This window comes from Kluyvera sp. 142486 (assembly GCF_046569695.1).
Classification (GTDB): Bacteria; Pseudomonadota; Gammaproteobacteria; order Enterobacterales; family Enterobacteriaceae; genus Kluyvera.
Genome location: NZ_JBKHUI010000012.1, coordinates 140,028 through 153,144, shown reverse-complemented (window position 1 = coordinate 153,144; position 13,117 = coordinate 140,028). Strand labels below are relative to the sequence as shown.

The 13,117-nt window shown below is 57.2% G+C and carries 13 protein-coding genes; 4 read left to right on the top strand and 9 right to left on the bottom strand.

The window, feature by feature from the left end:
- The first annotated feature begins 222 nt into the window (after positions 1-222).
- The 4 genes from speFL to ACLGE8_RS14805 all read left to right on the top strand — a co-directional run bounded on the left by speFL (position 223) and on the right by ACLGE8_RS14805 (position 4,574).
- On the top strand, positions 223-327 hold the full coding sequence (gene speFL, locus ACLGE8_RS14820) for a leader peptide SpeFL (RefSeq protein ID WP_410999534.1): 105 nt from the start codon (positions 223-225) through the stop codon (positions 325-327).
- A gap of 287 nt (positions 328-614) precedes the next feature.
- Entirely contained in the window at positions 615-2,786 is a 2,172-nt protein-coding gene (speF, locus tag ACLGE8_RS14815; protein ID WP_410999532.1) for an ornithine decarboxylase SpeF, read from the top strand.
- A 131-nt stretch (positions 2,787-2,917) separates the two neighbouring features.
- On the top strand, positions 2,918-4,231 hold the full coding sequence (gene potE, locus ACLGE8_RS14810) for a putrescine-ornithine antiporter (RefSeq protein WP_410999530.1): 1,314 nt from the start codon (positions 2,918-2,920) through the stop codon (positions 4,229-4,231).
- 13 nt (positions 4,232-4,244) lie between these two features.
- Positions 4,245-4,574 carry a hypothetical protein gene (locus tag ACLGE8_RS14805; protein ID WP_410999528.1) on the top strand — a complete coding sequence of 110 codons (330 nt, stop codon included), beginning with the start codon at positions 4,245-4,247 and terminating at the stop codon, positions 4,572-4,574.
- Positions 4,575-4,679: 105 nt separating this feature from the next.
- On the opposite strand, the gene ACLGE8_RS14800 is transcribed toward ACLGE8_RS14805, so the two are convergent.
- The 9 genes from ACLGE8_RS14800 to ACLGE8_RS14760 form a co-directional block, all read right to left on the bottom strand.
- Complete coding sequence (locus tag ACLGE8_RS14800; protein ID WP_410999526.1) at positions 4,680-5,009, bottom strand: DMT family transporter; 330 nt, start codon at positions 5,007-5,009, stop codon at positions 4,680-4,682.
- Between the two features lie 17 nt (positions 5,010-5,026).
- Positions 5,027-5,440, bottom strand: a complete 414-nt coding sequence (locus tag ACLGE8_RS14795) for a DMT family transporter (RefSeq protein ID WP_220439849.1) — start codon at positions 5,438-5,440, stop codon at positions 5,027-5,029.
- A 34-nt stretch (positions 5,441-5,474) separates the two neighbouring features.
- Entirely contained in the window at positions 5,475-6,134 is a 660-nt protein-coding gene (locus ACLGE8_RS14790; protein WP_410999524.1) for a hypothetical protein, read from the bottom strand.
- Between the two features lie 11 nt (positions 6,135-6,145).
- Positions 6,146-6,766 (bottom strand): phosphate propanoyltransferase, encoded by a 621-nt coding sequence (locus tag ACLGE8_RS14785; protein WP_410999522.1) that lies wholly within the window; start codon positions 6,764-6,766, stop codon positions 6,146-6,148.
- Entirely contained in the window at positions 6,763-7,203 is a 441-nt protein-coding gene (locus ACLGE8_RS14780) for a BMC domain-containing protein (RefSeq protein WP_410999520.1), read from the bottom strand. Before ACLGE8_RS14780 ends, ACLGE8_RS14785 begins: the two co-directional genes overlap by 4 nt.
- Positions 7,204-7,214: 11 nt before the next feature.
- Positions 7,215-8,162, bottom strand: coding sequence for a choline TMA-lyase-activating enzyme (gene cutD, locus ACLGE8_RS14775; RefSeq protein WP_220439895.1), 948 nt, complete (start codon positions 8,160-8,162; stop codon positions 7,215-7,217).
- 54 nt (positions 8,163-8,216) lie between these two features.
- Complete coding sequence (cutC, locus tag ACLGE8_RS14770) at positions 8,217-11,603, bottom strand: choline trimethylamine-lyase (RefSeq protein ID WP_410999518.1); 3,387 nt, start codon at positions 11,601-11,603, stop codon at positions 8,217-8,219.
- 66 nt (positions 11,604-11,669) lie between these two features.
- The gene (locus ACLGE8_RS14765; RefSeq protein WP_410999516.1) at positions 11,670-12,818 is read right to left on the bottom strand and encodes a 1-propanol dehydrogenase PduQ; all 1,149 of its coding nucleotides are present in this window, start codon (positions 12,816-12,818) and stop codon (positions 11,670-11,672) included.
- A 15-nt stretch (positions 12,819-12,833) separates the two neighbouring features.
- Entirely contained in the window at positions 12,834-13,091 is a 258-nt protein-coding gene (locus tag ACLGE8_RS14760; RefSeq protein ID WP_333499451.1) for a EutN/CcmL family microcompartment protein, read from the bottom strand.
- Positions 13,092-13,117: the final 26 nt, after the last annotated feature.

Below are 13,117 nucleotides of genomic sequence, written 5' to 3'. Positions count from 1 at the left end.
AAGCCTGTTCCTTCAGGCCTTTCGTAGGGGGAATGGTAAAAGTAATGGCTAATATGTGGAAATATGACAATCTATTTCTGCCTACAAAATAGATTTTCATTCATTTTTTATTCCCAGGAAAAAAGAGTGGCGCAGGCTGCATGTCATTTTAGTTGATTAAAATCAAGAAACGTCTCATACGATTTAATCAGAATAAGCTCAAATTCCAATGAGTAGACGAACATGGAAAACAATAACCATTCCTGGCCGCATATTAGACGCATTACCCATATCATGATGGTAAGCCAACGTAGCTGCTTCGATTTTCATATCTTCAACTCTAAATAGCCTCCCTTCAATGGTGTGGGCCGGAACACTATTCCGCCACGTCATGTCTGTTTTATCACTATTACGCCCGTAAGCACCAGAACCTATCGTGTATTGCGCATCAGCATAACGCCGCGCCGTACCTGCTATTTATTTCTGGTTTGTGGCTTTCTCTTTTTCACCGCAAGGTGAGGAATCGTCACGCGTAATTAAATAAAGCAAACAACCCATTAAAACCTATTTCTGATTATCCGACAAATAAATGATGTCGGAGGGTCTCCCCTTATTTATTGTTATGTATCGAGAATATGATGAACCAATTTAATAACAAAATTGCGGTTAGCCAGACCATTACTTCCTGCTTTACCAGCCGCCGTGAAAATTGCGACGTGCGCAGCACCGACTTCACCGACGTTTCCGCCGTGGTGCTGTCAGTGGCTGACGCCACTAACGGCATTCTGAAAACCATCGAAGCCACCGGTTTTGGCCTGCCAGTATTTGTCGCCGTCTGCTGTGAAGACACGCTGCCGGCTGACGTGCTGCTGCGCGTGACCGGGGTCTTTGAACTGTGTGACGATAACGCCGACTACTACGGTAAACAACTGGACGCCGCCGCTGACCGCTACGAAAGCGAAATGCTGCCGCCGTTCTTCAGTCGCATGGTGGATTACGTGGGCAAAGGCTACGCGGCCTTCGACTGCCCGGGGCACCAGGGCGGACAGTTCTACCGCCGTCACCCGGCAGGCCGCCAGTTCTTTGACTGGTTCGGCGAAACCCTGTTCCGTTCTGACCTGTGCAACGCCGACGTGGCTCTGGGGGATCTGCTGATCCATGAAGGCGCGGCCTGTGCGGCGCAGCAGCACGCGGCGAAAGTGTTCAACGCTGACAAAACCTACTTCGTGCTGAACGGGACATCGTCCTCGAACAAAGTGGTGCTGAACGCGCTGCTGGCACAGGGCGACCTGGTGCTGTTTGACCGCAACAACCACAAGTCGAACCACCACGGCGCGCTGCTGCAGGCCGGGGCGACCCCGGTGTATCTGGAAACGGCGCGTAACCCGTTTGGCTTTATCGGCGGTATCGACGCCCACTGCTTCGATGAAAACTATCTGCGTAAGCTGGTGGACGAGGTCGCGCCGGAACGTAAACACCAGCAGCGCCCGTTCCGCCTGGCGATTATCCAGCTCGGCACCTACGACGGTACCATCTATAACGCCCGTCAGGTGGTGGATAAGATTGGCCACCTGTGCGATTACATTCTGTTTGACTCCGCGTGGGTCGGCTATGAACAGTTTATTCCGATGATGAAGGACTGCTCGCCGCTGCTGCTGGATCTGAACGAAAACGATCCGGGCATTCTGGTAACCCAGTCGGTACACAAACAGCAGGCTGGCTTCTCTCAGACCTCGCAGATCCACAAAAAAGACAGCCATATCAAGGGCCAGCAGCGCTACGTCAGCCATAAGCGCATGAACAACGCCTTTATGATGCATGCCTCTACCAGCCCGTTCTACCCGCTGTTTGCGGCGCTCGACGTGAACGCCAAAATGCACGCCGGTGAAAGCGGCAAGCGCCTGTGGCTGGACTGCGTGAAGTTCGGCATCGAAGCGCGCAAGCTGATTATGGAACTGTGCCAGCATATCCGCCCGTTCGTCCCGCCAATGGTGGACGGCAAGAAATGGCAGGATTACGACACCGAAGAGATGGCCGGCGATCTGCGCTTCTTCAACTTTATCCCAGGCCAGAGCTGGCACGCCTTTGAAGGCTACGCGCAGGATCAGTATTTCGTCGATCCGTGCAAGCTGATGCTCACCACGCCGGGCATTAATGCGGAAACCGGTGAGTATGAAGCGTTTGGCGTTCCGGCAACCATTCTGGCGAACTTCCTGCGTGAAAACGGCATCGTCCCAGAAAAATGCGACCTCAACTCGATTCTGTTCCTGCTGACGCCGGCGGAAGACATGGCGAAGATGCGCCATCTGGTGGCGCAGATTGCCCGCTTCGAGCGTCTGCTGGAAGAGGATGCGCCGCTGTCTGAAGTCTTACCGGCGCTGTATGCCAACCATGAAGCGCGCTATCGCGGCTACACCCTGCGTCAACTGTGCCAGGAGATGCACGATCTGTACGTCAGCTACGACGTTAAACAACTGCAAAAAGAGATGTTCCGTAAGGATTATTTCCCACGCGTCGCCATGAACCCGCAGCAGGCCAATATGGAATTTGTTCGTGGCAATGTGGAATTAGTCGCGCTGAAAGATATTGAAGGCCAGATTGCCGCCGAAGGCGCGCTGCCTTATCCACCGGGCGTGCTGTGCGTGGTCCCAGGTGAAATTTGGGGCGGCCCGGTTCAGCGTTATTTCCTCGCGCTGGAAGAGGGCATCAACCTGCTGCCTGGTTTCGCGCCGGAATTACAAGGTGTTTATATTCAGGAAGATGCTGATGGCTGTAAGCGTGCCTATGGGCATGTGATCAAACGTTAATAGCCAATCTATTTAATGTTATTTCTATTTTTCAATTTTAACCACTGCCGCACGATGAATCATCGTGCGGCCAGGGAAACCTACGCATTAATAACGCTAACAATGACACCGATTTAATAAGAGGATAGGTCATGAGTACATCAAAAAATAAAATGGGGGTGGTTCAACTCACCATTTTAACTGCCGTCAATATGATGGGGTCGGGAATTATTATGCTGCCGACCAAGCTGGCGGAAGTCGGCACCATTTCTATTGTTTCCTGGCTGGTTACCGCCGTGGGTTCAATGGCGCTGGCCTACGCCTTCGCTAAATGCGGGATGTTCAGTCGTAAAGCGGGCGGAATGGGCGGCTATGCTGAATATGCCTTCGGTAAATCCGGCAACTTTATGGCGAACTACACCTACGGCGTATCGCTGCTGATTGCCAACGTCGCCATCGCGATTTCCGCGGTGGGCTACGGTACCGAACTGATGGGGGTGAATCTGTCGCCGTTTGCCATCTGTCTGGCCACCATTGCGGTGCTGTGGATCTGTACCGTCGCTAACTTTGGCGGGGCGAAAATTACTGGCCAGATCAGCGGCGTGACCGTCTGGGGCGTTATTATTCCGGTGGTCGGCCTGTCGATTATTGGTTGGTACTGGTTCAGCCCGCATCTGTATGCGGCCTCGTGGAACCCGCATAACACGCCAACCTTCTCGGCTATCGGTTCCTCAATTGCCATGACCCTGTGGGCATTCCTGGGGCTGGAATCAGCCTGTGCCAATACCGAGGTGGTGGAAAACCCGGAACGTAACGTGCCGATCGCTGTGCTGGGCGGGACGCTGGGCGCGGCGGTTATCTACATTATCTCCACCAACGTCATTGCCGGTATCGTGCCGAATATGGATCTGGCGAACTCTACCGCGCCGTTTGGCCTGGCGTTTGCGCAGATGTTTAACCCAACGGTGGGTAAAGTGATCATGGCGCTGATGGTGATGTCCTGCTGCGGTTCGCTGCTCGGCTGGCAGTTCACTATTGCCCAGGTGTTCAAGTCTTCCGCTGACACCGGTTACTTCCCGAAAGTGTTCTCTAAAGTGACCAAATCCGAAGCGCCGGTGAAAGGGATGTTGGTGATTGTCGTTATCCAGACCGTGCTGTCGCTGATGACCATTAGCCCATCGCTGAACAAACAGTTCAACGTGCTGGTGGACCTGGCGGTTGTCACCAACATCATCCCTTATATCCTGTCGATGGCGGCGCTGGTGATTATCCAGAAAGTGGCGAAAGTCGAACCGGGCAAAGCGCGTATCGCCAACCTGATTGCTTTTGTCGGCGCGCTGTATAGCTTCTATGCGCTGTACTCTTCCGGCGACGAAGCGATGATGTACGGCGCCATCGTGACCTTTATTGGCTGGACCCTGTACGGCTTTATTTCACCGAAATTTGAACTGAAAAACGCAGCATAATCGGGAGAAGGCGATGTCTCTGTGGCAAGCGACCTTTATTTTTGAAAAGAAAGAGTATGACGCTGAGTTTCATGCGCTGAACGATATCATCGAACAGGCGACGCTGGCTTCAAGCGGCTACCTGGGGATGGAAAGCTACCAGAGTGCCGACGGCCTTCGGTTGATCAATAATTATTACTGGTCAGATAAAGCGGGGATGGAGGCGAGCATTCATAACGCCCACCACGTTGAAGCCAAAGGTAAAAGCGAGCGCTGGCTCGCGGGGTATCAGGTGATTATCGCCGAGATTTCCACGGTGCATAATCATGCATTGAGCCATCCTCTGAAAGCATTTAGCCGGTAGCTTGCGTAAAAAAGCGCGCGGACGATCCCCTCTCCCTGAAAGGGAGAGGGAGAAAACCATGGTCAGCAGTTTCAACGCCTTCCCTAATGGAAGGCGTTTTTACGTTTACATGTTAGAGAAGACGTTCATGATCACGCCGCCGGAGATGATCAGCACCATCGCCAGAATTGCGGGCAGATCCGGCTTCTGCTTATAGAGGATCATCGAGAAGATGGTCACGCCGACGATGCCAAAGCCGCACCACAGCGAATAGGCGACGCCAACCGGAATGGTGCTCATGGCGCGGGTCAGCGCGAAGTAGCACAGGCTATAGGCGCAAACGACCAGCACCGATGGCCCCAGCTTGCTGAAGCCGTTGGTTTTTTTGATCATCGACGTACCGGTGATTTCGGAGCCGATAGACAGCGCCAGCCATAAAAATCCGAGATTAAACATAGTGAATTCCTTTTGCGTTAGTTGGCGACGTTTTTGTCCAGGGTAGAGGCGGCAGGCTTGGCGGGCGTCTCTTCGCTCTCCTCACTGCCCATTTTGGAAAACAGGTTCATGATGACGATGCCGCTGGCGATGATCACCATACCGATAATGGCGGCGGTGTCCGGATGCTGGCCGTAAAAGGCCATACCCAGCGTAGATACCACCAGAATGCCGGTACCGGACCACGTGGCGTAGGCCAGGCCCACGGGAATATCTTTCACCGCGCGGGAGAGCGAGTAGTAGCAGGTGCAATACAGCACCACCAGCAGGGCGAGCAGCAGCATTTTGGTGGTGCCTTCGCTGCTACCGAACATTTTCAGGGTTGAGGTGGCCGAGGTTTCTGACACGATAACCAGCAGCATCCATAGCCAGCATTTTGTTTTTGAAGACATCTTCTACACTCCAGGTTTTATTATCGAGGTAAGGTTATTTTTTCTTCGTTTTGACATAGTCGACGGCGGCATCGGTCAGCACGGCGTCAGGTCTTGCGGCCAGCGACGGATTATTGACGATATCTGTGACAGTCAGATAACGACGGGTTGCCGCCAATGGTGCGGGTGCGGCTGTCGTTGCGCCCGTTTCCAGCTTCTCCAGCAATTCATTCATCGTGCACAGCGTCACGCCGCACGCTTCCAGGCGAGCGAGAGTTGCGTCGATATGCGCGGTATAGGCGCTGTCGACTGCGCCGCGCAGCTGGTTTAACTCGCTGTGTGGGCAGCAGTGGTAGCGCAATGCCAGCACCGGAATCCCCGCCAGCAGCGCATCGTGCAGGCGACGCGCCACCGGGCTTTGCAGCGTGCCGTTGACCAGATCCGCCGCCTGGGGATAGTCGAGAAACGGCAGCAGCAGCGCTTTATAGCCTACCGGCGGCTCGCCCGCTAGCGGCAGAACTTCCCCAAGTTGATGCCATGCCGCGGCATCCTCGAGGGTGTTGTCCATTGCCAGCACCAGCCGCTGCCCGCAGCCTGCCAGCCGTTGGCGGATAGCCTGACGGTAGCCGTCGGCGGCGGTGACCATCACCAGCACCGGCGGCCGTAAACGCTGGAGGATCTGCGCCACCAGACGGTCAGTCTGTTGCTCGCTCATCGGTCGCTCCTTTAGCCTACCAGCGTGACCGACGCGCCGTTCTTCAGCCCGGCGGCGTTGGCCTCTTCGGTATCGATGTGGAACTCAAGGGCGAAATCGTCGCGCACGCGTACCACCACTTCATCGAAGGTGAGCTGTCGTTCGCCATGGCTACGAACGCTGACCTTCTGGCCGTTGTGGACGTTAAGCGTGCGGGCATCCTGTGGCGACATATGAATATGCCGCCAGGCGCAGATCACCTGAGAGTGCAGTTCGACGTGGCCTTTCGGCCCCACCAGCAGTGCATCACCCGCGTTCTCCAACTGGCCGGATTCCCGCACCGGGGCTTTGATTCCCAGCGCGAAACAGTCGGCGCGGGAGACTTCCAGCTGCGTGGTCGGGCGGGTAGGGCCGAGTACGCGAACCTGAGTCAGCGATCCTTTCGGCCCGACCACGGTGACGCACTCTTCGGCGGCGAACTGCCCCGGCTGTCGCAACGGTTTAAACGGCGTTAGCGCATAGCCTTTGCCGAACAGCGCCTCGACGTCCTGTTGCGACAGATGAACGTGGCGGTTAGAGACGCCTACCGGGATGGCGGGCGCAGTCTCGTGCAGTCGGGCGCTGATTTTTTCCTGTAGCAGGGCGTCAATCATGCCTTTTTCCCTTTCTTATGCGCGGCGTTTTTCTCTTCCACAACCGGGGCCGGCGCAGCGGGCGCTTCCGGTTCAGCGGCGTCCATCGGCGGTTCGATAACCGGTTTAACGGGCTCAATCGGCTTCATCGGCGCAGTTGGCTCGGCCTGCACCCTCGGTGGATGCCCCTTGAGGGTGCTCAGCGCTTCAACAATGCAGCGTTCCGGGCGCGCAATCACCAGCGAATTGACCGGCAGGTTACTCGCCTGAACCACCGCCACGCCGCGTTCGATGGCGGTGTGAATGGCGCTGATCTCCCCTTCAAAGCAGACGCTCACCAGCCCCGAACCCACCTTGCGATAGCCGATACAGGTGACGCCTGCGGCTTTACAGGCGGCATCGACCGCCTGGATGGCGGCGACCCATCCTCGTGTTTCAATAACGCCTAAACTTTTCATTCTCGGCTCCTTTAGTGACGTACTAAGCGAATATCAAAATCAAATCCGGCGAAGAACGCCTCCAGCTGGTTCAGCTCTTCCACGCTGTAGGACGGGTCCTGCAGAATCGGGTAGGGCATCTCCAGACGTTCGTATTTTTTGCGCCCCAACTGGTGGTAAGGCAGCATGTCGATGCGGCGGATGTTGCCGCGCTTCGCCAGTTTCTGTACGTAGTCGATAGCGCCGGTAATGGCTTCCCACGAGTCGTTGTAGCCGCGCACCAGCGGCATGCGGATAATCACGTTCGCGCCGGAGTCGACCAGCCACTCGAGGTTGCGGCGCACCCCTTCGTTACCGATACCGAACAGCGTTTTGTGGTGATCGCTGTCGATCTGTTTGATGTCGAATAAGAAGGTATCGGTGACCGGCGCCAGCTTCTGGTAGTTTGCCAGCGGGGTGGTGCCCTGGGTTTCGACGGCGGTGTTAAGCATCATCTTTTTGCATTCGCTAAACAGGGCGACGGCAAAATCGGTCTGCAGGCTCATCTCGCCTCCGCCGATGGTCACGCCGCCGCCGGAGGAGATATAGAAGTCGTAGTCCTGCATGATGACCTCCATCAGCTCGCTAACGGTGACGTCTTTACCCATGATATCCAGCGCGTTCTGGGTGCAAATCTCTTCGCATTTGCGGCAGCCGATACAGTCTTTATTGCGGTTGACGAAGTGCTTCATTTCGCCGTTTTCTTCCGCGCGGTAGTGAATGCCCGCCGGGCAGACGTTCACGCAGTCGCCGCAGTTAATGCATTTGTCCTGGGAGAACATCACCTGAAACTGGCTGCTTAACCCTTCCGGGTTGGCGCACCACGGGCAGCGAATGTTGCAGCCCTTAAAAAACACCAGCGTGCGAATGCCGTCTCCGTCGTAGATCGAATACTTCTGAATATTAAAAATTCGACCCGTTAATTCCTGCGTATTGCCCATCACGCTTGCCTCCTGAAAATTCTGGACGTCCTTGTCCTGCTGCATTCCGTTAGATCAGAACTTCTCAATCACCGTACGGCTGATGATCTCGTCCTGGACCTCTTTGCACAGCTCAACGAAGTAGGCGCTGTAGCCCGCCACGCGCACGATCAGGTCGCGATATTTTTCCGGCTCCTGCTGGGCTTTCTTCAGCACTTCGTTATCGACGTAGCTGAACTGCATCTGGCCGTTGCCGAGAATCGACGCGGTGCGCAGCAGGGTGATAAGCCCGTGGCGGCCTTCTGGGGTATCGAGCAGCCCTTTAAGGAACTTGAAGTTATGCACCATGCCGATGTTCATGGTTTCCACGTTCATCTTGCTGACCGACTTGATGATGGCGGTTGGGCCATGTTTATCCGCGCCCTGGGTCGGGCTGATGCCGTCGGAGAGCGGCATCCACGCCAGACGACCGTTCGGCGTGGCGTTGGTCAGCTCACCGATTGGCGTGTTATTGGAGATGGAGAGCGTGCCGTGGCTCAGGGTGGAGTAGAGCATTTTGTACTTGCGGCACTCGCGCTCGGTCCACTCGGTGATGTCCAGCGCGTACTGGTCAACGTAGTTATCGTCGTTGCCGTACTTCGGTGCGTTCAGGCAGTCGCGGCGCAGCCCTTCAAAGCCTTCAAAGTTAGCCAGCATCGCGTCGCGCATCTGCTCAAGGGTGTATTTCTTATCTTCGAACACCAGCTTGCGGATAGCGGCCATTGAGTCGACGTAGGTCGCCAGACCGGAGAAAATCAGCCCCGGACCGTGGTTGACCATCGCGCCACCGGCGGCCACGTCTTTACCTTTTTCCATGCACCCTTCCACCAGCAGCGACATCAGCGGCTTCGGCGCCACGTCGCGGTGTACGCGCTGGCTGATAACCGTACCAATCGCCGACAGGCGCACAATGTGGGCAATCTGCTGTTTCACCGCCGCGTCGAACTCCTCGAAGGTGTGCAGGCCACGCAGGTCGCCGGTGTCCAGCCCCTGATAGCTGTCAAACAGCACCATGCGGCCACGGTTCAACACGAACTCGATGGCAATTGGCCACTGGGTGTAGCCGGTGGAGGTCCACTGGTAGATGCGGCCGGATTTCTGCGGTTCGACGCAGCCCATCAGGCAGTAGTCGCGCGCGTCTTCAAAGTCGAAGCCTTTGCGCAGCATCATCTTGATGTGGGAGTCATCGAAGTGACAGGCCGGGAAGCCCATCCCCGCTTTTACCACGTCGACGATTTTTTCCATGTACTTCTGCGGTGACTGGTTGTGAATACGGCAGGCCAGCGACGGCTGGTAAACCTTCACAAAGCGCACGGCGTCCATGATCAGATAGGTCAGATCGTTACAGGCATCGCCGCCGGAACGCTTCTGGCCGCCAACGGTCAGGTTGATAAACGGCTGGTAGCCTGCGAAGTACTTCGCCCCCAGTTCGCTGGACATCCACATCAGTTCGGCGCATTTGATGATAAATGCCTGCAACAGTTCCAGCGCGGCGTCATGGGTCAGACGGCCTTCGCGGATATCGGCTTCAAACATTGGGTAGCAGTACTGGTCAACGCGGCCCAGCGACAGCCCGGTCTGGTTCTCTTCGATTTCAAACAGCGACTCGACGGTCCAGATACTTTGCAGCGCTTCCTGCAGGGTTTTCGGCGGGTTCGCCGGGACGTTCTGGTTCACCTCAGCGATGGTCAGCAGTTCGGCACGGCGCTGGGCGTTCTGCTCAACGGCAGCCAGTTCACGGGCGCGTGCGGCGATGCGGTGCGAATAGTTAATCACCCCTTCGCAGGTTTCAATCGCCGCTTTGTAGTAGTAAATACGGTCGATATCTTCCGGGTTCTCCATGCTCAGCGTCGCCAGATGCGCCTCGGCATCGGCTTTAATGCCGTTCATGCCTTTGGTGAACAGCAGCACGTCGTAGCCCGGGCAGGTATCGCCGCCGCCGTTGATCTGGTGGTAGGAGAGGTCGCTGACGAAGGTCTCGCCGCTGAAGGACCAGACGCCCGCCTCGCGGTACTGCGCTTCGCAGATTTCATCCAGCGAACGGCCTTCCCAGAACGGCACGATCTCTTCGCGGATGGTCTTTTTGTCTTCTTCGCTGATCTCAAACGGGTCCTGCGGGCGGGTGCTCATGGTGTCGAGTTCGTCGCGTACCCAGCGCCAGGCGATGTCCGGCGAGAAGGCCCCGGCGCGCGGTTTGCCGCACGGATGGCCGACGATCAGCTCATCGTCCTGAATCAGAATCGGCGCGGTTTCGCAGGCGTGGCGGAACGCTTTGGCGCGCAGCAGAATGGTCGGCATGCCTGGGTTGGCTTTCACCACTTCGGTAAAGGCCAGCGCGCGGTAGATGGAGACGCTTGGGCGCACGGTCAGATAGTGGTTACGCAGGCGCTGCATGCGCGGGGTCAGCCCTTCCGCTGTGGTGGTTTCATCACAGTTGGCGAACGGCGCGGCGGAAACGGATTGTTTGCCGCTGAACAGACGTACCGGCAGATGCAGCGCGCTGAGGTTGTGCTGGGCGCTCTGGAACATCTCAGAAAGGGCATTGATGTTCGCCTTTTCAAGGCTTGCGCCGTGGAGCAGGGCATCAAACATCGGGTAGCCGTCAATCGCGCTGGCGGCGCGAACTTCGCTTAATTCTGCGAGCTTAAACCACAGGCACTCAACGATTTCATACGCCTGGGCTTCGGTCAGCGCGCCGTTGGCGATATCGTGCTGGTAGTACGGCAGCAGGGCTTTGTCAGCACCTTCCGGGTTCACCGCGTAGCTGCCGTTATCAAGCTGCAGTGCCAGCTGGAACAGATAGAACGCCTGGCAGGCCTCTTTAAAGCTGCGCGCCGGGTGGGCCGGAACATGATGCAGAATCGCGACGCTGTCTAACAGCTCGGCTTTGCGATAGGCGTTGGTTTCAGCGGCGGCTAACTGCTCGGCGCTGTGGGCAAGATTTTGCGCCAGCGCCATCAGGGCGTCGCAGGCGTAAATCGCGGCGCGGCAGCCGTTGACTTCATCCATGCCGCTGCGGCTGACCGCGCTGCCGAGCGTACGGGTTTTCTCTTCCAGCTGGTGTTTAATCGCCAGCACGCCTTTCTCGACCACCAGCTTGTAGTCCGGGGAGTCGAGGTCGCTGTTCAGATTAAGGAACTGGAACACCGATGGGCGGTGAGCGGCGGTTTCATCATGGAAAATCGCGCCGTGTGGTTTGCGGGTCTGATTGCCGACGATAAGCTCATCGGCGCTGATGGTGAGCGGCAGCTGACGCATCAGTTCATAAAAGCGGCGCGCCGGTTTGACGGCGGCGGGAACGCCGGCGATATCGCCGTCCAGTCCGTTCAGCACGGTCGCGTGTTCGGTGCACAGGGTGCTTTTTTGTGAAAGTAAACGTTCTGCCAACACTTTGACGCGCGGCGTTAAGCTGTAGAGTGCCATGTCGTATTCTCCAGATGTTCTTATTGGGTGCCCGTATGTTGCCGGGTGGCGCTTCGCTTACCCGGCCTACGCAAGCGGAGCGCCGCGCCATGCCTGGCGATAAAGTTCGGTTAATGCCTGCGCGTCAGGCGTGCGCGGGTTGGTTGGGGTGCAGCTGTCGCGCAGCGCCTGGCCGACCATCTCCGCTACGCGACGCTCAAACGCCTCGCCGTCCACGCCGGTGCCGTGAATACCGGTGGGCAGGGTCATTTCATCTTTCAGTGCTTCAATGGCGACCAGCAGGCTGGTGACGCCTTCGCGGGTGGTGTTGGCAGGCAGGTCCAGCAGATGGGCCAGACGCGCATATTTGTGCGCCGCCTCGGTATCGCACTGCCCCTGATAATCGGCGTTCCACGCCACGACGTGCGCCATCAGCAGGGCGTTGGCGCGACCGTGCGGCACGCGAAAGACGCCGCCGAGCGCGTGGGCCAGGCTATGGGTGATGCCGAGCGAGGCGTTGGTAAAGGCCATGCCCGCCATGCAGGAAGCGTTGTGCATTTTTTCTCGCGCCTGCAAATCCTGGCCGTTGCGCCAGCAGGTTGGCAGGTAGCGGAAGACCTGCTGCACTACCTTCTCAGCCAGCGCATCGGAAAAATCGCTGGCGGCGCGAGAGACGTAGGCCTCCAGCGCGTGACACAGCACGTCCATCCCGGTATCGGCGGTGATGGACGGCGGCACCGAGGCCACAAGCGTTGGGTCAAGAATGGCGATATCCGGCAGCAGCGACGGGTCGACCAGCACCAGTTTCTCGGCGTTCGCCTTCACCACCGAAAAGCTGGTGACTTCCGAGCCGGTGCCGCTGGTGGTGGGGATGGCCACGAAGCAAGGGCGCTCGCGTCCTGCATCCGGGCGGGTTTGCGCCAGGGCGAAAATAACCGCTTTGGCGGCGTCAATCACCGAACCGCCGCCCAGGGCAATCACCAGATCCGGGTAGCGGCTGTCCATCAGCTTCATGCCGCGAACCACGGTAGCGATGTCTGGATCTGCCACCACGTCGTCCCAAATCTGGAATGCGATGCCGCGATCGCGCAGGATAACGGTCACTCGTGAGGCGAGGCCGAACTTGACCATCGCCTGGTCGGTGACCAGCAGCACGCTGTGGGCGGACACATCGGCCAGCGCCGACAGCGCGTCCTGACCGAAGCAGATCCGGGGTTTCAGCAAAAATTCACTCATTGGGTTATTCACTCCTTAGGCGTCCCGAAACACGTTCTCGACAATGGCTACCACCGCCATCGCTTTGTAGCGGTCTTTGTTGAGCGCGAAGTACTCCTCGGCCAACACGATGTCGTGCATCCCCGCGCCGACGCTATCGACGGCAACCCAGGTGCGGTCTTTCATCGGCTGCTGGTTGTCATCCAGTTGAGTGATGAGTAGCAGGTTGCTGCCCCGTAGCTCATCGCTCTTTTGTGTGGCCACGACATGTCCGGTAACCTTTGCGAGAATCATTGTTTTTATCGCCTTATATCAATGCG

Bases quoted from the DNA above. Each gene is read 5' to 3' on its own strand.
- speFL (WP_410999534.1), top strand. From the start codon at position 223: ATGGAAAACAATAACCATTCCTGGCCGCATATTAGACGCATTACCCAT.
- speF (WP_410999532.1), top strand. From the start codon at position 615: ATGATGAACCAATTTAATAACAAAATTGCGGTTAGCCAGACCATTACT.
- potE (WP_410999530.1), top strand. From the start codon at position 2,918: ATGAGTACATCAAAAAATAAAATGGGGGTGGTTCAACTCACCATTTTA.
- ACLGE8_RS14805 (WP_410999528.1), top strand. From the start codon at position 4,245: ATGTCTCTGTGGCAAGCGACCTTTATTTTTGAAAAGAAAGAGTATGAC.
- ACLGE8_RS14800 (WP_410999526.1), bottom strand. From the start codon at position 5,009: ATGTTTAATCTCGGATTTTTATGGCTGGCGCTGTCTATCGGCTCCGAA.
- ACLGE8_RS14795 (WP_220439849.1), bottom strand. From the start codon at position 5,440: ATGTCTTCAAAAACAAAATGCTGGCTATGGATGCTGCTGGTTATCGTG.
- ACLGE8_RS14790 (WP_410999524.1), bottom strand. From the start codon at position 6,134: ATGAGCGAGCAACAGACTGACCGTCTGGTGGCGCAGATCCTCCAGCGT.
- ACLGE8_RS14785 (WP_410999522.1), bottom strand. From the start codon at position 6,766: ATGATTGACGCCCTGCTACAGGAAAAAATCAGCGCCCGACTGCACGAG.
- ACLGE8_RS14780 (WP_410999520.1), bottom strand. From the start codon at position 7,203: ATGAAAAGTTTAGGCGTTATTGAAACACGAGGATGGGTCGCCGCCATC.
- cutD (WP_220439895.1), bottom strand. From the start codon at position 8,162: ATGGGCAATACGCAGGAATTAACGGGTCGAATTTTTAATATTCAGAAG.
- cutC (WP_410999518.1), bottom strand. From the start codon at position 11,603: ATGGCACTCTACAGCTTAACGCCGCGCGTCAAAGTGTTGGCAGAACGT.
- ACLGE8_RS14765 (WP_410999516.1), bottom strand. From the start codon at position 12,818: ATGAGTGAATTTTTGCTGAAACCCCGGATCTGCTTCGGTCAGGACGCG.
- ACLGE8_RS14760 (WP_333499451.1), bottom strand. From the start codon at position 13,091: ATGATTCTCGCAAAGGTTACCGGACATGTCGTGGCCACACAAAAGAGC.